The organism is Streptomyces sp. NPDC048639, from assembly GCF_043199075.1.
Lineage (GTDB): Bacteria > Actinomycetota > Actinomycetes > Streptomycetales > Streptomycetaceae > Streptomyces.
In genome coordinates, this window is the sequence record NZ_JBICVP010000003.1 from 353774 (window position 1) to 371966 (window position 18193).

The 18193-nt window shown below is 72.1% G+C and carries 18 protein-coding genes; 12 read left to right on the forward strand and 6 right to left on the reverse strand.

The window, feature by feature from the left end; genetic code table 11:
* Positions 1-53 precede the first annotated feature (53 nt).
* From ACGFNH_RS09860 to ACGFNH_RS09885, 6 genes are all read left to right on the forward strand, one after another.
* Positions 54-989 (forward strand): cellulose-binding protein, encoded by a 936-nt coding sequence (locus ACGFNH_RS09860; RefSeq protein ID WP_393652533.1) that lies wholly within the window; start codon positions 54-56, stop codon positions 987-989.
* A 176-nt stretch (positions 990-1165) separates the two neighbouring features.
* Positions 1166-2212, forward strand: a complete 1047-nt coding sequence (locus tag ACGFNH_RS09865) for an ABC transporter ATP-binding protein (protein ID WP_393652534.1) — start codon at positions 1166-1168, stop codon at positions 2210-2212.
* Between the two features lie 3 nt (positions 2213-2215).
* Positions 2216-2986 (forward strand): ABC transporter permease, encoded by a 771-nt coding sequence (locus ACGFNH_RS09870; protein WP_393652535.1) that lies wholly within the window; start codon positions 2216-2218, stop codon positions 2984-2986.
* Between the two features lie 132 nt (positions 2987-3118).
* The gene (locus tag ACGFNH_RS09875) at positions 3119-3991 is read left to right on the forward strand and encodes a hypothetical protein (RefSeq protein WP_393652536.1); all 873 of its coding nucleotides are present in this window, start codon (positions 3119-3121) and stop codon (positions 3989-3991) included.
* Positions 3992-4102: 111 nt separating this feature from the next.
* A complete protein-coding gene (locus tag ACGFNH_RS09880) occupies positions 4103-5395 on the forward strand; it encodes an ABC transporter ATP-binding protein (RefSeq protein WP_393652537.1) in 1293 nt (430 codons plus the stop codon).
* On the forward strand, positions 5392-6432 hold the full coding sequence (locus ACGFNH_RS09885) for an ABC transporter permease (protein WP_393652538.1): 1041 nt from the start codon (positions 5392-5394) through the stop codon (positions 6430-6432). Before ACGFNH_RS09880 ends, ACGFNH_RS09885 begins: the two co-directional genes overlap by 4 nt.
* A 12-nt stretch (positions 6433-6444) precedes the next feature.
* Here the strand turns inward: ACGFNH_RS09885 and ACGFNH_RS09890 are convergent, their stop codons facing one another.
* Entirely contained in the window at positions 6445-6765 is a 321-nt protein-coding gene (locus ACGFNH_RS09890; protein WP_393652539.1) for an ATP/GTP-binding protein, read from the reverse strand.
* Positions 6766-7048: 283 nt separating this feature from the next.
* On the opposite strand from ACGFNH_RS09890, the gene ACGFNH_RS09895 reads away from it, so the two are divergent.
* Positions 7049-8077: an LLM class flavin-dependent oxidoreductase gene (locus ACGFNH_RS09895; protein ID WP_393652540.1), complete on the forward strand. Its 1029-nt coding sequence runs from the start codon at positions 7049-7051 to the stop codon at positions 8075-8077.
* A gap of 36 nt (positions 8078-8113) precedes the next feature.
* Here the strand turns inward: ACGFNH_RS09895 and ACGFNH_RS09900 are convergent, their stop codons facing one another.
* A complete protein-coding gene (locus ACGFNH_RS09900; RefSeq protein WP_393652541.1) occupies positions 8114-8506 on the reverse strand; it encodes an SCO5389 family protein in 393 nt (130 codons plus the stop codon).
* A gap of 213 nt (positions 8507-8719) precedes the next feature.
* Here ACGFNH_RS09900 and nucS point away from each other — a divergent pair, with 213 nt between their 5' ends.
* The gene (gene nucS, locus ACGFNH_RS09905) at positions 8720-9382 is read left to right on the forward strand and encodes an endonuclease NucS (protein ID WP_393652542.1); all 663 of its coding nucleotides are present in this window, start codon (positions 8720-8722) and stop codon (positions 9380-9382) included.
* A 147-nt stretch (positions 9383-9529) separates the two neighbouring features.
* Here nucS and ACGFNH_RS09910 read toward each other — a convergent pair whose 3' ends face one another.
* From ACGFNH_RS09910 to ACGFNH_RS09920, 3 genes are all read right to left on the reverse strand, one after another.
* Positions 9530-12160 carry an ATP-binding protein gene (locus ACGFNH_RS09910; protein ID WP_393652543.1) on the reverse strand — a complete coding sequence of 877 codons (2631 nt, stop codon included), beginning with the start codon at positions 12158-12160 and terminating at the stop codon, positions 9530-9532.
* A 154-nt stretch (positions 12161-12314) separates the two neighbouring features.
* Positions 12315-12638: an STAS domain-containing protein gene (locus tag ACGFNH_RS09915; protein ID WP_365254982.1), complete on the reverse strand. Its 324-nt coding sequence runs from the start codon at positions 12636-12638 to the stop codon at positions 12315-12317.
* 139 nt (positions 12639-12777) lie between these two features.
* Positions 12778-13626, reverse strand: a complete 849-nt coding sequence (locus ACGFNH_RS09920; RefSeq protein WP_393652544.1) for a 3-hydroxyacyl-CoA dehydrogenase family protein — start codon at positions 13624-13626, stop codon at positions 12778-12780.
* 468 nt (positions 13627-14094) lie between these two features.
* Between ACGFNH_RS09920 and ACGFNH_RS09925 the strand changes: the two genes are divergently transcribed.
* Positions 14095-14667: a cob(I)yrinic acid a,c-diamide adenosyltransferase gene (locus ACGFNH_RS09925; protein WP_393652545.1), complete on the forward strand. Its 573-nt coding sequence runs from the start codon at positions 14095-14097 to the stop codon at positions 14665-14667.
* Positions 14668-14763: 96 nt separating this feature from the next.
* On the opposite strand, the gene ACGFNH_RS09930 is transcribed toward ACGFNH_RS09925, so the two are convergent.
* On the reverse strand, positions 14764-15342 hold the full coding sequence (locus ACGFNH_RS09930; RefSeq protein WP_393652546.1) for a hypothetical protein: 579 nt from the start codon (positions 15340-15342) through the stop codon (positions 14764-14766).
* Between the two features lie 247 nt (positions 15343-15589).
* Between ACGFNH_RS09930 and ACGFNH_RS09935 the strand changes: the two genes are divergently transcribed.
* The 3 genes from ACGFNH_RS09935 to ACGFNH_RS09945 all read left to right on the forward strand — a co-directional run bounded on the left by ACGFNH_RS09935 (position 15590) and on the right by ACGFNH_RS09945 (position 18170).
* Positions 15590-16939, forward strand: coding sequence for a sensor histidine kinase (locus ACGFNH_RS09935; RefSeq protein WP_393652547.1), 1350 nt, complete (start codon positions 15590-15592; stop codon positions 16937-16939).
* Positions 16940-16944: 5 nt separating this feature from the next.
* Positions 16945-17664, forward strand: coding sequence for a response regulator (locus tag ACGFNH_RS09940; protein ID WP_393652548.1), 720 nt, complete (start codon positions 16945-16947; stop codon positions 17662-17664).
* Positions 17665-17822: 158 nt separating this feature from the next.
* Complete coding sequence (locus ACGFNH_RS09945) at positions 17823-18170, forward strand: hypothetical protein (RefSeq protein WP_393652549.1); 348 nt, start codon at positions 17823-17825, stop codon at positions 18168-18170.
* Positions 18171-18193 lie beyond the last annotated feature (23 nt).

Sequence of the window (18193 nt, forward strand, 5' to 3'; positions counted from 1 at the left end):
CCGCCCCTAGGATTCCCTCTATCACCTCACCGGTCTCTTTCGACAGGAACCTCATGAGCGACACTTCCTCCCCCTTCGGCTTCGAGCTCGTGCGGCGCGGCTACGACCGCGGGCAGGTGGACGACCGCATCACCAAGCTCGTCGCCGATCGTGACAGTGCACTGGCTCGCATCACCTCCCTGGAGAAGCGCATCGAGGAGCTCCACCTCGAAACGCAGAACGCGCAGGCCCAGGTCAACGATGCCGAGCCCTCTTACGCCGGGCTCGGTGCCCGCGTCGAGAAGATCCTCCGGCTCGCCGAGGAGGAGGCGAAGGATCTGCGCGAGGAGGCCCGCCGGGCCGCCGAGCAGCACCGCGAACTGGCCGAGGGCGCAGCGCAGCAGGTCCGCAACGACGCGGAGTCGTACGCCACCGAGCGCAAGGCGAAGGCCGAGGACGAGGGCTCCCGGATCGTCGAGAAGGCGAAGGGCGACGCCGCGTCCCTGCGTGCGGATGCGCAGAAGGACGCCCAGTCCAAGCGCGAGGAGGCGGACACCCTCTTCGAGGAGACGCGCGCCAAGGCCGCGCAGGCCGCCGCCGACTTCGAGACGAACCTCGCCAAGCGCCGTGAGCAGTCCGAGCGCGATCTGGCATCCCGTCAGGCCAAGGCCGAGAAGCGCCTCGCGGAGATCGAGCACCGCGCCGAGCAGCTCCGCCTGGAGGCCGAGAAGCTGCGTACGGACGCCGAGCGCCGTGCCCGCCAGACGGTCGAGACCGCCCAGCGTCAGTCGGAGGACATCGTCGCCGACGCCAACGCCAAGGCCGACCGGATCCGCAGTGAGTCCGAGCGTGAGCTGGCCGCGCTGACCAACCGCCGCGACAGCATCAACGCGCAGCTCACCAACGTCCGCGAGATGCTCGCCACGCTGACCGGTGCGGCGGTCGCCGCTGCCGGCACCACTGACGAGGAGCAGGCCACCCGCGGCGTGCCCGCCCAGCAGACGCGCTGAACCCTCCGCCCCGGAGGGCAAGCCCGCAGTCGACCGCGTGCCCCGCGCCACCTCGCCGTGGCGCGGGGCCGCGGCTTTTCCGTTGCAAAGCCACCTACGGGCAGGCGCATACGCCGTCTGGCCCGGTCGGCTGCCCTCGCATGGCACGCCGCCGCGAACCATGCTTAGCGTGAGGGATGATCGAGCTCGAGGGGCTGACGAAGCGTTACGGCGACAAGCTCGCCGTCGACCGGCTGACGTTCACGGTCCGGCCGGGCATCGTCACCGGCTTCCTGGGACCGAACGGCGCGGGCAAGTCCACGACCATGCGCATGGTGCTCGGCCTCGACCACCCCACCACCGGTGACGTCCGTATCGAGGGCCGGCACTATGCCGACCTCCGCGATCCGCTCACCTCCATCGGCGCGCTGCTGGAGGCCAAGGCGGTGCACGGCGGGCGCAGCGCGTACAACCATCTGCTGTGTCTGGCGCAGAGCAACGGCATCCCCCGCAGCCGGGTGCCCGAGGTGCTGGACGTCGTCGGGCTGACCTCGGTCGCGAGGAAGCGCGCGAAGGGCTTCTCCATGGGCATGGGGCAGCGGCTCGGCATCGCGGCTGCCCTGCTCGGCGACCCGCGGATCCTGATGTTCGACGAACCGGTCAACGGCCTGGACCCCGAGGGCATCCACTGGATCCGCAATGTGATGAAGCGCCTGGCGGCCGAGGGCCGCACCGTCTTCGTCTCCAGCCATCTGATGAGCGAGATGGCGCTGACCGCCGACCATCTGGTGGTCATCGGTCAGGGCAGGCTGCTGGCTGACACCTCGATGCGGGAGTTCATCAGGCAGAACTCCCGGTCGTACGTGCGGGTGCGCGCCCCCGAGCAGGAGAAGCTGCGCGATGTGCTGGACAGCGCCGGGATCGCCTCGGTCACCCCGGCGCAGGACGGCTCCATCGAGGTGGAGGACGGGGACGCGGCGCGGATCGGCGAACTGGCGGCGGAGCACCGGCTGGTGCTGCACGAGCTGAGTCCGCAGCAGGCATCGCTGGAGGAGGCGTTCATGCGGCTGACGGCGGGGGCCGTGGAGTACCACGCGCACAACGACACCCAGGACGCACGCGCCGTCCTGTCGAAGGAACCGGCGGCGGGACACGGTTCGCCGGAGCCTCAGGAACCCGCGGCTCCCGCGTGGGGCGCCGACTGGCGCGCGCGGCCGGGCGGCAAGCACGGAAAGGGGCGCTGACCCATGGCGGCGGCGAATGTCCTCCGGTCGGAGTGGACGAAGGTCAGGTCGGTTTCGTCGACGATCTGGACGCTGAGCCTGGCGTTCGTCGTCTCGCTCGCGCTCGGCGCGCTCATCAGCATCGTCACCCGCAACACCTTCGACGACATGCCGACGCGGGACCAGTTCGCCTTCGACGCCACGTTCACCAGCTTCGCGGGGATGGGCCTCGGCCAGCTCGCGATGATCGTCTTCGGTGTTCTGGTGGTCTCCAGCGAGTACAGCAGCGGCATGATCCGCACCTCGCTCGCGGCCGTACCGCAGCGCGCCACGTTCCTCTTCAGCAAGGTCGCCGTGGCGGCGGCGCTGTCCTTCCTCATCGGCCTCGTGACGAGCTTCGGCGCGTTCTTCCTGGGCCAGGCGCTGCTGGGCGACCACAGCGTCTCCATCGACGAGCCGGGCGTGCTGCGCGCGGTTTTCGGCGCCGGGATCTACATGGGCCTGATCGCGATGTTCTCGATGGGGGTCGCGGCGATGCTGCGCAGTCCGCTGCTGTCGCTCGGCATCCTGATGCCCTTCTTCTTCATCATCTCCAACGTCCTGGGCAATGTGGACGCCACGCGCAAAGTCGGCCAGTACCTCCCGGACCAGGCGGGCAGCCGCGTCATGCAGGTGGTCACGCCTCCGGACGACACCGCACCGTACGGGCCGTGGGGCGGGCTGGGCATCATGATCCTCTGGGTGGCCGCGGCGCTGCTGGGCGGCTATGCGGTCCTCCGGCGCCGGGACGCCTGAGGCCGGCGCGGCCCCTCGCCCGGTGCGCCCGTGGCCATGCGGCGGGTCCCGTACGCGATTGGTGCCGCTCCCCCGTTCCGGGTAGACCTGGTGGGGAACGCCGTTCCGCCCAGCCGCCCGGGAGGCGCAGCCGTGACGGACCGAAGCCTGGAGGCGCTGGGCCTCGCCGACGTACCGGCCCGGCAGCCCCTCACCTATCCCGGCCGCCCCGCACCCGGGCCCGGCCTTCTCACCGGCGGGGCCCTGCTGCCGCTGCGCGTCCGGCCGCGCCGCCTGGGCGCCTGGCCCGTGGAAGGACGCTCCGCCCTCGATGAGGTGCTGGCCGGCCTGGGCCAGGTGGCCACCGGCCGGCGGCACCCGGTGATCGCGGCGGGCTCCAACGCCTCGCCCGGCCAGGTCCGGTACAAGCTCACACGGCTCGGGCTGCCCGTCGCGGTGCCGATGGTGCCGGTGCGGGTGCGCGGCGTCGGCATCGGCTGCTCGGCGCACATCAGCCGGCCCGGTTTCGTCGCCGCGACACCGTACGCCGCACCGGAGGCCGAGCTGACGCTCGTGGTGAGCTGGCTGGACCCGGCCCAGTTGGCGGCTCTGGACAGCACCGAGATCCTCAACTACCGGCGGGCGCTGCTGCCGGGCGACCGGTTCCCGATGACGATGCCGTCCGGTGAGCGGCTGGGCGGCGCGTACCTCTACGTCAGCGAGCGCGGCCTGCTCGCGGGACCGGACGGATCGCCGCGTCCGGGCGGAGGCGACCAGCACGACCTGCTGTCGGCACTGCTCGCCGCGTCTCCCCGGCTGCGCGATGTCCTCGGCCCCGGCCCGGAGTCGTGGGTCGCGCGCGCGGGATCCGATGCGGGGGTACGCCAACTCGGCGCACGGATCTTCGCCGAGGAAGGCTGGGTGCTGCCGCCGACGGGGCTCCCGCCGTACGCCGACGACCAGGCGGAACCACGGCTCTACGACGAGCTGCCGCCGCTCGGGGACTCACTGACCGCCCGCCCCTGAGGCGGTGCCCGCGATTCCCCCGACTTGAAATGAACCGTCAACCCCGCGATATCGTCCTAACCCTTACCGGGGGCCCGAGCTGTGCCCCGACGAACCTGTCGAGGGGCAAGAATGATCGAGGCAGTCGGTCTGACGAAGCGCTACGGCGCCAAGACGGCCGTGTACAACCTGTCGTTCCAGGTGCAGGCCGGCACCGTCACCGGCTTCCTGGGCCCGAACGGCTCCGGCAAGTCCACCACCATGCGCATGATCCTCGGGCTGGACCAGCCCTCGAGCGGGCACGTGACCATCGGCGGTCACCCGTACCGCAAGGTGCCCAACGCACCGCGCCAGGTGGGCGCCCTGCTCGACGCGAAGGCCGTGCACGGCGGCCGCAGCGCACGCAACCACCTGCTGTGCCTGGCCCAACTCTCCGGCATCCCCGCCAAGCGGGTCGACGAGGTCCTGGGCGTCGTCGGTCTGCAGGACGTGGCGAAGAAGCGGTCCAAGGGCTTCTCGCTCGGCATGGGCCAGCGCCTGGGCATCGCGTCGGCGCTCCTGGGCGACCCGCAGGTGCTGCTCTTCGACGAGCCCGTCAACGGCCTCGACCCCGAGGGCATCCTCTGGGTCCGCAACCTCATGAAGCGCCTGGCGTCCGAGGGCCGCACGGTCTTCGTCTCCAGCCACCTGATGAGCGAAATGGCCCTCACCGCCGAGCACTTGATCGTCATCGGGCGCGGCCAGCTCCTCGCCGACATGACCGTCAAGGACTTCATCTCCGCCAACTCCGCCGACTTCGCGCGGGTCCGCACCCCCGAAGGCGACCCGACGCAGAACGAGAAGCTGCAGGGGGCGCTCAAGGAGGCGGGCGGCCAGGTGCAGCCGGAGCCGGACGGCGCGCTGCGCGTCATCGGACTGCCGCTGCCGCGCATCAGCGACGTCGCGCACGGCGCGGACGTACGGCTGTGGGAGCTCTCCCCGCACCAGGCGTCGCTGGAGGAGGCGTACATGCAGCTGACGCAGGGCGCCGTGGACTACCGCTCGACCGACGACCACCGGGCCGGACTGCAGGGCCCGCCCGCGGGCGGCTTCGCACCGCAGGGCGCGCCCGGGTTCGGCCCCGGCGGCCAGGTTCCGCCCGGCGGCTTCGCACCGCAGCAGGGCGGCTGGGGCCAGGGCGCCCCCGGCGGCCAGGGCTGGGGCGCACCCGCTCCGGGCCAGGCTCCCGGTGCCGCCGGTCCGCAGCCCGGTGCCGCCAACCCGTACGCACAGCCCCCGGCCGGCCCGCCCGCCGGCACGCCGAACCCGTACGGCGCGCCGCAGGCCGCGTGGCAGCCGCCGCAGCCGCACGGCGGAGCCGGTGCCGCTCCGCAGGCCCCCGCCGTCCCCGACCCGACGACGCGCAACAGCGAGGACGCCCGATGACGACCCCGTACCAGCAGCACGGCGCGGCTCCTCTGCCGCCGCAGGCGCCCCCGCAGGGCGGCCCGCCGCCGGCCGCGCCGCCGCACGCGCAGGACCCGCAGCAGGCACCGGGCGGGTACGCACACGGCGAGCACCGGAGCGGACACGCGCAGGGCGGGCAGCAGCACGGGCACCAGCCCGGGCCCGGCGGGCACGGCATGGGCTACCACTCGCCGATGCCGGTGCGCCGTACCCACATCGGCCACGCGCTCGCCTCCGAGTGGACCAAGATCCGTACGGTCCGCTCCACGATGTGGACGCTGGGCATCATGTTCGCCCTGGTCGTCGGTATCGGCCTGCTCACGGCCGTCGGCCTCAGTGGCTCGGACGAGACCCAGACGCCGCTGCTGTCCGGCGGCTTCTTCGGGCTGATGCTCGGTCAGATCTGCATCATCACGCTCGGCGTGCTGGTGGTCACCTCCGAGTACGGCACGGGCATGATCCGTACGACGCTGACCGCCTGCCCCTCGCGCGGCCGGGTGTTCGCCGCGAAGGCGATCATCTTCTTCCTGCTGTCGTTCGTCATGACGACCGTGGCCACCGGGCTGACGGCGCTCATCAACTCCTCGATGCTGGGCGGACGGCCCCCCAGCGAGTTCGCCGCCATCCCCAAGGAGTCCATCGAGGCCGGCAAGGTCATCGCCACCAGCAGCGAGTGGCTCGGCGCGACGGTCGGCGCAGGACTGTACGTGGCGCTCCTCGGCCTGCTGTCCCTGGCCGTGGGCGGGATCCTGCGCCACTCCGCGGGTGCGATCACCGCGATGCTCGGCGTCGTCCTGCTGCCGCTGCTGCTGGCACTGTTCATGTCGAGCGAGAGCCTGGAGGACGTCCGCGAGGCCCTGGTCGAGTACTCGCCGCTGAACGGCCTGGCCTCGCTCTACCGCATTCCGATGGACGGCGGCAACGGCACCGGCTGGGACCTGCTGTGGATCCTCGCGGGTGCGACCGCCGCAGCCCTGGCCGCCGCCTTCGCCCTGCTGGAGAAGCGCGACGTGTGACGACCGGCCCGGTCAGTACCGCGGAGCGTTACGGGACCGCTGCACCCGCGTGGTGCGGCGGTCCCTCGCGTTCCAGCACGCCCGGTGCCAGTGGCGCCGGTCGTCGACCGCGCCGTCCTGCGCCCAGGCGACGACGTGCGGGAGGCCGGGCGGGATCTCCTGGTCGCAGCCGGGGCAGCGGTAGTGCTTCGTCGCGGCACTGCCGCTGACCTGCCGCACCACCCAGGGCTCGCCCTGCCAGCTCTCCGACCTCTCCAGCCCGTAGCGGTCGCCGGTGACACGCGGAGGCGGCATCTGCCCTGCGCCGGGCGGGCGGTTACGACGCGGAGACACGGGCACCTCGCGATCATCGGGGAATGGGCCGGCCGTCCCAGCCTACGCGGCGGAACCCGGGCCCCTCGGACGACGCCGTCCAGGCGCCGGCACCCGCGCAGCGTCCTTCACACACCGGCGGAATACCCGCCTCCATCACCGGAACGCCCGCCTCCACGGTCGAGGGCGGCCTATCGCGCTGATTATCGGCAAAAACTCTTGCGAGGCCGTGCCTTTGGCACGTGTCAGGCGTTAATGCCAGTAAGGGGGAAAGCCGCGTCGGCCCGCGAGGAGGCAGAAGGCGATGCGCGTAGGAATTTTTGTACTGGCCGCCCAATTCCCGGGCCAGGGACAGGGGGAGGCGCTGCACCGCGCGGTGCGGTCCGCCGATGTCGCGGAGGCGTCGGGGCTCGACGCGGTCTGGCTCGCCGAGCACCACTTCGTACCGTACGGCGTCTGCCCGTCCGCCGTGACGCTCGCGGCGCTGCTCCTGGGCCGGACGCGGCGGATCGGCGTGGGCACCGCGGTCAGCGTGCTGCCGAACGTCCATCCCGTCGCCCTCGGCGAGCAGACGGCGTTGCTGCACCTCACCTCGGGTGGCCGGTTCACCCTCGGGGTGGGACGCGGCGGCCCGTGGGTGGACCTCGAGGTCTTCGGCTCGGGGCTGGAGGCGTACGAATCGGGCTTCCCGGAATCCCTCGATCTGCTGATGCGCTGGCTGCGCGACCCCCACGTGGGGGCGGACGGCGAGCGCTTCGCCTTCCGGGACGTCCCGGTCGTGCCGCGGCCTGACGAATCACTGGACGGACCCGGGAGTCCGCCCGTCGTCGTCGCCTGCACCTCCCCCGCGAGCGTGCGCCTGGCGGCCGAGCGCGGGCTGCCGATGCTGCTCGGCATGCACTGCGGTGACGAGGAGAAGGCGGAGGCGGTGGCGCTCTGGCGGAAGTCGGCGCTGGCGGCGGGCCGTTCACCGGACGAGGTCGCCTCGGCCGCTCATGTCTCCGCGGGCGTGGTGCAGATCGCCGACGCGCGGCGGGACGCGGCCGAGGCGCTCACCAAGGCCATGCCCGGCTGGCTGCGCCAGGGTCTGGGCGCGCATGTCACGGTCGACGGCAGGGCGCGGCGCATGCGCGATCCGCACGAGTACACCGAACTCCTCTGCGGGCTGCACCCGGTGGGGCCGCCCGCGCTGTGCGCCGACCGGCTCGCGGCCACGGCGGAGCGCACCGGCATCACGCGGTTCGCCCTTCTCGCCGAGGGGTCGGGCGACCTCGCCGCGACCGAGGAGAACGTACGACGCCTGGGCAGCGAGGTGCTGCCGCTCCTGCCCTGATGCACCTCCCCCCGCGGCAGAGCGGCAGCCAAGCCCTCAGCAGTCCCTGAACTCCGGCGACTGGTTGAGCAACTGCCCCCGCACGGACGTGAAACGGGCCAGACGGTCGTCGACCGACGAGTCCAACGGGAAGACCGCCACACGGTGGCAGTTCTGGAACGCCAGCCGCACCCCGAAGTGCCGTTGCAGCGCACCACGTATCGCGTCGCTCGCCAGCGCACGAAGCAACTGGCCGCGCGCCTGCTCGTCCGGCGGCGGCACCTGGTTGTCGGCGAACTCTCCGCCGTCGACCTTGAGCTGAGCCACCAGAGAGCTGATCATCTCCCACGCATAAGGCAGGGAGGTCCGGACGCAGTCGACGAATTCGGCTTCGTCGACCTCGCCTCGCTCGGCCTTCGCAAGCAGGGCCGGTGAGACGTCGAGCGACATGGGTTCTCCTCTCGCGACCCCGGGATCGGGGTCTTACGGGCAGGGAAGGGAAGTTGTCGCGCACGCAGCGTGCTCGTTCGACAACTTCCCGCATCAATCTAAGCCGGTCATCGCAGCCGCACCAGGAGAATGGGCACACAACCGGCCACTCCCGAACAGGTCCATCCAGGGCGAATCGCGTGGACGGCGGGGTGTCCAGTAGCGTGGCCGACCATGCGTCTCGTCATTGCCCGCTGCTCCGTGGACTACGCGGGCCGGCTCACGGCCCACCTCCCCTCCGCCCCCCGTCTGATCCTCGTGAAGGCGGACGGAAGCGTGTCGGTGCACGCCGACGACCGGGCCTACAAACCCCTCAACTGGATGTCCCCGCCCTGCACACTGAAGGAGGGGGACGACAGTGTGTGGACCGTGGTGAACAAGGCGGGCGAGAAGCTCATCATCACCATGGAGGAAGTCCTGCACGACTCCTCCCACGAACTCGGCGTGGACCCGGGCCTGATCAAGGACGGCGTCGAGGCACACCTGCAGGAACTGCTCGCAGACCGTATCGAAACCCTCGGTGAGGGCTATTCTCTGATTCGGCGTGAATTCCCCACCGCTATCGGTCCGGTCGACATCCTCTGCCGCGACGCGGACGGCGGGACGGTCGCGGTCGAGATCAAGCGCCGAGGCGAGATCGACGGCGTGGAGCAGCTCACTCGCTACCTCGAACTCCTCAACCGCGACCCTCATCTGGCGCCCGTGAAGGGCGTCTTCGCGGCCCAGGAGATCAAGCCACAGGCGCGCGTTCTGGCCACCGACCGCGGCATCGGCTGTGTCGTGCTCGACTACAACGCGATGCGCGGCCTGGAGGACGACAAGCTCCGCCTCTTCTGACCGCGGCGCCCCTCCGGCCCGCCGCACTCCTCCCCGTACACCAGAAACCCCGTGTGTCCCGGCCCTGTTGACGAAGGGCCGGGACACACGGGGTTGTGAAGCAAGGAGATGCTTCCGGGCGGCAGCGGTACGGGGATGCGCCCGGGATCAGGGCGTGGCCGTCCCCGTGCCCGTGGTGGGGGCGCTCGTCGTCGGCGTGGGCGTGGGCGTACTGCCGGTCTCCGTCGGCGAGGCCGGGCCGCTGTCGGACGGCGTGCCCGGCGCGGACTGGCTCGCGGAACCCGAGCCGCTGCCCGACGGCGAACCCGGCGAGGTCGGTGACGTCGGCGTCTGGCTCGGCGTCGGCGGACGGGTCGAGGACGGAGGACGCGTCGTCGGCCGGCTCGTCGTGGAGGACGGCGGCTTCGGCGTCTGCGGCGGGTCGTCCGTCTCCTCGGGCTTCGACGAACTCGGCTTGCCGGAGTCCGACGGCTCCTGCGACGTCTCCCCGCCACCGCTCGGGCTCGCTTCGTCCGGCGACCCGGACGAGGTGCTTCCGCTCGGCTTGCGCGGGCTGCTCGTGCCGTCGCTCGTGGACGGGTCCTGCGGCAGCAGACCGTTGTTGCCGTCGTCCTGGTTCGCGCTCTGTTCGGAGGTGACCCGGTCGGCCGGTCCGTCGTCGCCCGCGGTCATGCCGATCGTGACGTACGTACCGAGCACGGCGGCCAGCAGCGCGCCCGCGCCCGCCGCGACGACATTGCGCCGGGTCCCGCCCACGACAGTGCGGCGCAGACCGGACCGATGCCCGGAGCCCGCACCACCGCCGGCGGGTGCCGCCTGATGCGTCACGACCGTCGCCGTCTCGTCCGAGCCGGGCTTGAACAGTGCCGTACGCGCCGGGGAGGACGGGCCCGCGTCCGACCGCGAATCCGCGGTCTCCTCGCCGACTCCCGTACGCCCGACGCCCGGTACGAATCCGCCCGTCTTGTCGGTGACGAGCGCCAGCGCCCTGCGCCCCGCGACCGCTCCGCGCCGGTCCGAGAGCGCACCCCGCAGAGCTATCGCAGCCTCGAGTTCGGCGCGCGCCCGGTCCAGATTCCCGGTGCAGAGCGCCAGGATGCCCAACTCGTGGTGAAAGTACGCCTCTTCCGCGACCTCGCCGGCCACACGCGCGGCCTCCTGGCCGTGCCGCAGCGCCCGCTCCCAGGCACCCCAGGCTCCGGCCGCGGCGAACGCGGGCGCCGCCGTACGGGCCAGCAGCACGGCCGCGCTCGGCTGGCCCGCCTCGCCCTGTGCCACCAGCGCGGACAGTGCCGCGAGGATCGAGTCGGCCTCGGCGGCGACGCGCTCGGGCGTCACGGACGGGTGGCCCGCCCACCATGCGTAGTGCTGTGCGGCGCTGAGGACGCGTGCTCCCGCGCCTTCGTCGTAGCCCGCGGCGTCGAGCTGGACAGCGGTGCCCGGGGCGAGGCGGTAGTGCGTACCGACGATGGTGAGCAGGCCGCAGCCGAGCAGCTCACCGACGGCCGCGTCGGCGTGGGTGTCCCCCGCGAGCGCGGGCAGATGCGCCTGGTGCGGGCACTCGCCGCCGAGGGCGAGGGCGAACCGCATCGTCTCCCGCGCGGCCTCGCTGAGCCGCGAACCGAGCAGGGCGGCCGGGGCCGCGGCCTGGCCGACCGAGGGAAGCGCGAGGCTTGCGATGTCCTGGGCCAGGGGCGTGCCCATCGGGGGCGTGCCGTCGATGATGGGGATGCCCAGGGCAGGGGTCTCGTCGGGGAGGGGCAGGGCGGTCGCCGGTGCCGCCGGCCGGCCGGTCGCCGCGTCCGCGGGCTCACCGGTGCCGGTTCCGCCGTTCTCCGTCCCGCCCGCGGCACGGGACTCCGCTTCCGCCGCTTCCGCGCGCAGGGCGTCGCGCTGCCGCAGCAGCGCCCCGGCCTGGACGAAGCGCAGCGGCAGCCCCTCGGACTCGAACCACAGGTCTCCCGCCCACGACCTCTCGTCCTCGGCGAGCGGCCGCTGGACGGCCCGCTGCAGAAGGTCCACGCATGCGGAGCGGCTGAGCCCGCCGAGGAAGACCTCTTCCAGGTGCGAGTCGGGCGACGGAGCGGCCACGTCGGGGGTGGCGGCGATGAGGAAGGCACACTCGGGGGTTGCCGTGAGCAGCTCGTCGAGGGCGCCGCCGCCGAACTCGATGTCGTCGAGGACGACGACCGCCCCGATCTCCTGGACGGCGGCCAGCAGCGCCGCCCGTCCGGGACGGTGCGCCGAGGCGTCGTGGACGGTGGCGTACAGCTCGTACAGCAGGTCGGTGGGGGTGCGGCGGTAGCCGGAGAGCCGCACGAGGCCGTCGGGGGCCAGCGCCGCGCAGTCGGCGGCCACGGCGTCGAGCAGTGCCGTACGACCGGAACCGGCGGGGCCCGTCACCCGTACGGAACGGCCGCGGGACAGCAGCCGTACGAGCCGCTCCCGCTCTTCGTCGCGCTCCAGCACCGGCCGGCGCTCCGGCGCCGCGGGACCGACCGACGCGGGCGGCCGGGCGGCCCTGCTGCGGGCGGCGCGGCCCTCGGCGCTGCGGCGCGGCGGCAGACCGGTGGAGGACCCGGGCGGGCAGGGCTCGATCTCGCTGCCGTCGACGGGGTTGACCGTGAGCAGGTACTCGGCCGCCACGAGCGCGACGGTCCGCGCGAACGCCTGCCGCTGCGGGACCGTCGGGGCATCGCCAGGGGCGCCGCGGCGCTCTCCGTCGCGGCGCTCGGCCTCGTGGTCGAACCCTTCGGGTCCCGGGTTGTTCGGGTTCATGTCACAGCCCCCCAGATCCGGGTCTCATGCCGTTTTCCTCCCGGCCTGTCGGCACGCCGAACCCTAAACCCTGAGGAAGCGTCTCGGCACGAGCGGAGTGGCCCGCCGTGCGGAAGGTCACAGCACCGGATGGGCCGGACGCCCTGCCGCGGCGTCAGACGCGGGGCAGCGACTCCGCCTCGATGCCGCCCTCGATGGCGAGGATGCGGTGGAGCCGGGTGGCGACGAGCAGGCGCTGCATCTGGGGCGGTACGCCGCGCAGCACGAGGCGGCGGTTGGCCCGGCCGGCCCGGCGGTGCGCACCCATGATCACTCCGAGTCCCGTGGCGTCCCAGGAGTCGAGTTCTGTCAGGTCGAGCACAAGGTCACCGCGGCCGGAGTCGACGGCGGTATGCAGGACCGTACGGGCGTCCGCCGCGCTGCGGACGTCGAGGCGGCCCCCGACTACCAGCTCGGTGTGGTCGCCCCTGATGTGCATATGCGCTCCCCTGAACGTGATGCGTTACCTGGTCAACATCTACAGAACTGACTGCCTCTCACGCGGCAAAGTTGCCGCCCGTAAGCGAACCGATACCGAATTCACCCTTTGGGGGGACCCCCCCGAGGTTGACGGGCGGTCAGTGCTTGTAGAACCCCTGCCCGCTCTTTCGGCCGATGTCACCCGCGTCCACCATCCGGCGCATCAGCTCCGGCGGGGCGAACTTCTCATCCTGCGTCTCCGCGTAGATGTTGCTCGTCGCGTGCAGCAGGATGTCGATCCCGGTCATGTCGATCGTGGCGAGCGGGCCCATGGCATGACCGAAGCCCAACTGGCAGGCCACGTCGATGTCCTCGGCCGAGGCCACCCCCGACTCGTACAGCTTCGCCGCCTCGACGGCCAGGGCCGAGATGAGGCGCGTGGTGACGAACCCGGCGACGTCGCGGTTGACGACGATGCAGGTCTTGCCGATGCCCTCCGCGAACTCGCGGGCGGTGGCGAGGGTTTCGTCGCTGGTCTTGTAGCCCCGTACGAGTTCGCAGAGCTGCATCATCGGGACCGGTGAGAAGAAGTGCGTCCCGACGACCTGTTCGGGACGGCTGGTCACCGCCGCGATCTTGGTGATCGGGATGGCGGAGGTGTTGGAGGCGAGAACGGCGTTCTCCCTCACCACCTTGTCGAGGCTGCGGAAGATCTCCTGCTTGATCTCGATCTTCTCGAAGACCGCCTCGACGACGATGCCGGCATCCGCGACGGCGTCGAGGTCGGTGGTCGTGGTGATCCGCGCCAGGGATGCCTCCGCCTGGGCCGCGTCGAGCTTCCCCTTGGAGACGAACTTCTCGTACGAGGCCTCGATGCCGCTCGCGCCACGGGCCAGCGCCGCGTCGGTGACGTCGTGCAGCACGACGTCCCAGCCCGCCTGGGCGGAGACCTGAGCGATACCGGACCCCATGAGTCCGGCACCGATGACGGCGAGCTTCCTGGCCACTGCTGCTCCTCTGGTTCTTCGTCGCGGTCGCGCGCGGGCGCCCCGAGGCTCTCCGGAGGGCGTCGTACGGATCGGCTCTTCGGCGGACCATAGCGCTCGTGAGGGCCGGTGGGGCGCGGAAGAGATGCGCGTCACGTCTCATCAGACGGACATCACACCGAGATGGCCATGCCGTTGACCGGAGTGCGCAGTTGGGCCCGTTTTCGCGTGACAGGTCGGGCCTTCCGGATCGGTGGCGCCACGGCGGGGCGGGGACGCGATCCTCCGGCACGTGCCCGTACGCGCGGGAGTACGGCCCGGCGTTCCGCCCTCATGCGCCGGACATCGACCGGGAGCCGCGGACCGGAACGCGCCGCTCCGCACAGTCCGTCATCGGCACCGGCCGCATGGCGGCGGCAGCCCGCCCGCCCGGCGGCCGTGACCATCGGCACAGGGTCCGTGACAGAGCCGGGAGCTAGGCTCGGACTCATGGTCAATCTGACGCGCATCTACACCCGGACCGGGGACACCGGCACGACCGCCCTCGGTGACATGTCCCGCACGGTGAAGACCGACTCGCGGATCGGGGCGTACGCCGACGCGAACGAGGCGAACGCGGCCATCGGCGTCGCCATCGCGCTCGGCCAACTGCCCAAGGACATCGTCGAAGTGCTGGTCCGGGTGCAGAACGACCTGTTCGACGTGGGGGCCGATCTGGCCACCCCGGTCGTCGAGGAGCCGGAGTACCCGCCACTGCGGGTCGAGCAGACGTACATCGACCGGCTGGAGGGGGACTGCGACCGCTTCCTCGAAGGGGTGGAGAAGCTGCGCAGCTTCATCCTCCCCGGCGGCACGCCCGGCGCGGCGCTGCTGCACCAGGCCTGCACGGTGGTCCGGCGGGCCGAGCGGTCCACCTGGGCGGCGCTGGAGAAGCACGCCGACATCATGAACCCGCTGACGGCCACCTATCTCAACCGCCTCTCCGACCTGCTGTTCATCCTCGCCAGGACGGCGAACAAGGAGGTCGGGGACGTGCTCTGGGTGCCGGGCGAGAACCGCTAGGACGTCGTACGGCCGTGCGGGCCCGGGAGCGCGGCACCGGGCCCGGTGAGTCCGGCCCGCCGGGTCCCGGCTCCCGTACGCGTCTTGCATCTCCGCTTACGACTTGGTGAGCGGGCGGGACTCCTGCTCCCCCGCGGGCCCGGCAGGGTCCTTTTTCGGCCAGACCGTGTAGCTCGTTGCGATCACCAGGTTGATGCCGATCACGAACAGCATGCGCACCTGCCAGCTCCGCAGGGAATCGGTCTGGTCCGGGTCGCCCACGTACCAGGCCGCGCCCTGGAGCAGGGCGATGGCGATCACCGAGGCGAGGACCCAGCGGGCGGCCGTCTTCCACTCGTGGACGGCGCGCGCCGTCCCGTACTTGGGCGGCTTGACCGGCGGCGGGCCGCCCGCGAAGCGATGGGCGAAACGTGCGTCGGCCCATGTGATCAGCGAATGCCCCATGGCCAGGGTGAAGCCGATGTAGACCGCGGCCAGTCCGTGCTTCCAGTCAGGTTCGGCGCCGTTCTTCAGGTCGATGGCGGTCGCGATGAGCAGGACGAGCTCCAGCAGGGGCTCCATCAGCAGCACGGCGGCCCCGGCCCGCTTCATCCCGGCGAGGTAGCGCAGGCTCAGACCACCGGCCAGCAGGACCCAGAAGCCGACCTCACAGGCGATGATCAGCGTGACGATCACGGGAACTCCTCTTGACGGCGGTTCACGGACTTCTGCCGGCGCGGCCGGTATCTCCGGCTTCTCCGGCGCGGCCGGTGTCCCCGGCGCTTCCGGCCCGACCGGCTGTTCCGGCCCTTCCAGCCTCTGTGCCGCCGCGGCCTGCCGCGTCGTCGTCACCGACGATCCTCGACTGCATCCTTCGATGTAGCGGAACGCGTCCCGTTCCGGACCCGGGAGGGGAGGCGGAGCTTCCGCCCGGCCGTGTTGGATGGGGGATGTGACCGCCCGCTTCCTCGCCGTACCCGGCCACCCGCACCGGCACGACGTGCTGATCGCCGTCGTGGGGCTGGCAGGCGGGCTGATCCTGTGGGCACTCGGACTGGACGCGCAGGGGAGCGCCGCGGTCGGCGCCCGGTGGGCCGCGCTGATTCCGCTGACCGTGATGGCGGCGATGGAGCTGCTGCGCAGGACCAGGCCTCAGACGGCACTGGTCGTGGCCACGCTCGCGCTCGTCGCGGATCAGGTGACGGTCGGCAACCTGGGCACGATCCTGATGTTCACGGACGTCATCTACGCCGCCGTGGTCTACGGAACTCCCGCCGCCGCACGGCGGATTCCGGTGACCAGCGGACTGATCACGGTGGCCGTGGCCATCGGGTTCCTCGCCTGGTTCCAGAAACCCGAAGCACTGCTCATCGGCGTCGTCACGGGCCTGGTCTCCTTCGCGCCCGCGACCACCGGGGCGATGATCCGCAACCACCGCGAGGCCGCCGAGGCGGCCCGGCTGCGCGCGGAACAGACCGCGCTGCTGGCGGAGATTGACCGCACGCAGGCGGTGACGGCCGAACGGGCGCGGATGGCCCGGGAGTTGCACGATGTGGTGGCCAACCACCTGTCCGCCATCGCCATCCACGCCACCGCGGCGCAGTCGATCGGCGACCCCGAAGCCACCGGTGAGGCGCTCGCCGTCATCCGCGAGAACAGCGTGCAGGGGCTGGCCGAAATGCGCCGCCTCATCGGGCTGTTGCGAGACGCCGGTGCCGCGGACGAGCCATCGGCCGCACCACGCCTCGACGGTCTCGAGGCGCTCCTGACGCAGGTCCGCCGCGCGGGCGCGGCCGCCCGCGGCGCCTCAGCCCCCGTCCCGCCGGACGGCAGCGCTCCGGACAGCAGCTCTCCGGACAGCACCGCCCCGGGCGGCCTCCGCTTCGTGCTGCGCGACGAGCGCCCCGCGGACGCTCCCGCTCCCCCGGTCCCCGTCGAGCTCGCGGCGTACCGGATCATCCAGGAAGCCCTCACCAACGCGCTCAAGCACGCGACTGCCGGCGAGGTCCTCGTACGGCTCGGCTTTGACGCGCGGCCCCCGGGCACCGCCCCCGACGCCCGGGGCCCGCTGACGGTCCAGGTCATCAGCCCGTACGGCGACGCCTCCGGCCCTCGCGCTCCGGGTTCGGGTGCCGGGCTCATCGGGATGCGGGAGCGGGTGGCGCTGCTCGGCGGGGAGTTCGACGCGGGCCCGGTCGCCGCCCCCGCGCACGGGCAGGCGGGCGTGACCGCCCGCGCACAGGTCTGGCAGGTACGGGCGGTGCTGCCCGTCGGCGAAGAGAGGACACGATGACGGACATGCCGTCCACACCGCCCACACCCGGAGCAGCCCCCCGCCCCGCACCCGCCGGGGAGTCCGCGGTCCCGGCGCGTACGGTCCGCGTCCTGGTGGCCGAGGACCAGTCAGCCGTACGGGCCGGACTCGTGCTGATCCTGCGCTCGGCACCGGGCATCGAGGTCGCCGGGGAGGCCGCCGACGGCGAGGAGGCGATCCGGCTCGCCCGTGAACTGCGCCCCGATCTGGTCCTGATGGACGTTCAGATGCCCCGCCTCGACGGGGTGTCGGCCACCCGGCAGATCGTGGCCGAAGAACTGGCGGACGTGCTGGTGCTCACCACGTTCGACCTCGACGAGTACGTCTTCGGGGCGCTGCGCGCCGGTGCGGCCGGCTTCCTGCTCAAGGACAGCGACGCGGCCGGACTGGTGGAGGCGGTACGGACGGTGGCGCGCGGAGAGGGTCTGATCGCACCGGCCGTCACCCGCCGGCTGATCGCCGAGTTCGCCGCGCCCGGGCCCGTGGCGTCGCAGGGCACCGACCCCGCGGTGCTGGACGTGCTCACCCGGAGGGAACGGGAGGTGCTGGGCTGTGTGGGCGAGGGCCTGTCGAACGCCGAGATCGCGGTCCGGCTCTCCATGGCGGAGGCGACGGTGAAGACCCATGTGAGCCGTCTGCTGAACAAGCTGGGGCTGCGTAGCCGGGTCCAAGCGGCAGTCCTGGCCCAGGAGTTGGGCGTCTGACCGCTCGCAGGGCCATCACCCTGTGGTCCGGAACCAGTGATCGCCGATCCGGACCTCCTGACGCTCCCCCACTGCGGTGAGCGAGCCGTGCCCTCCGGGCGACAAGGTCGACGCCGCCGACTTGCGCGGATCCGCTCTGCACGTCGACGGCACAACCCATGACGTACGACGTCTTCGGCGCCCGGATCGCCGACGGGCCCACCATCGACGTCGCCGTCCGCAAACCCAGGGCCCAGGGGAAGCCCGGGCGGCAAACCGCACCTCGGGATCGGCTTCCGCGGGCGCGGCTGGACGGGGTCACGCAGAAGGAGCCCGCCGACGCGGCGAACGGCCCCGCTCCCGGCGCGTACGAGCAGGGCATCGAGTACGACAAGGCGGTGAAGGAAGATGCGCGGCGAACGGCGGTCCGGCGGTCACCGTGGTGGGCACCGCGTACGCCCAGTGCGGCAGCCAGTGGTGGAGCCACGACACCCTGTCGACGATCGGCGGGAAGACGGCGTACGTGAAGGACCAGGACCTGGGCGGCGCG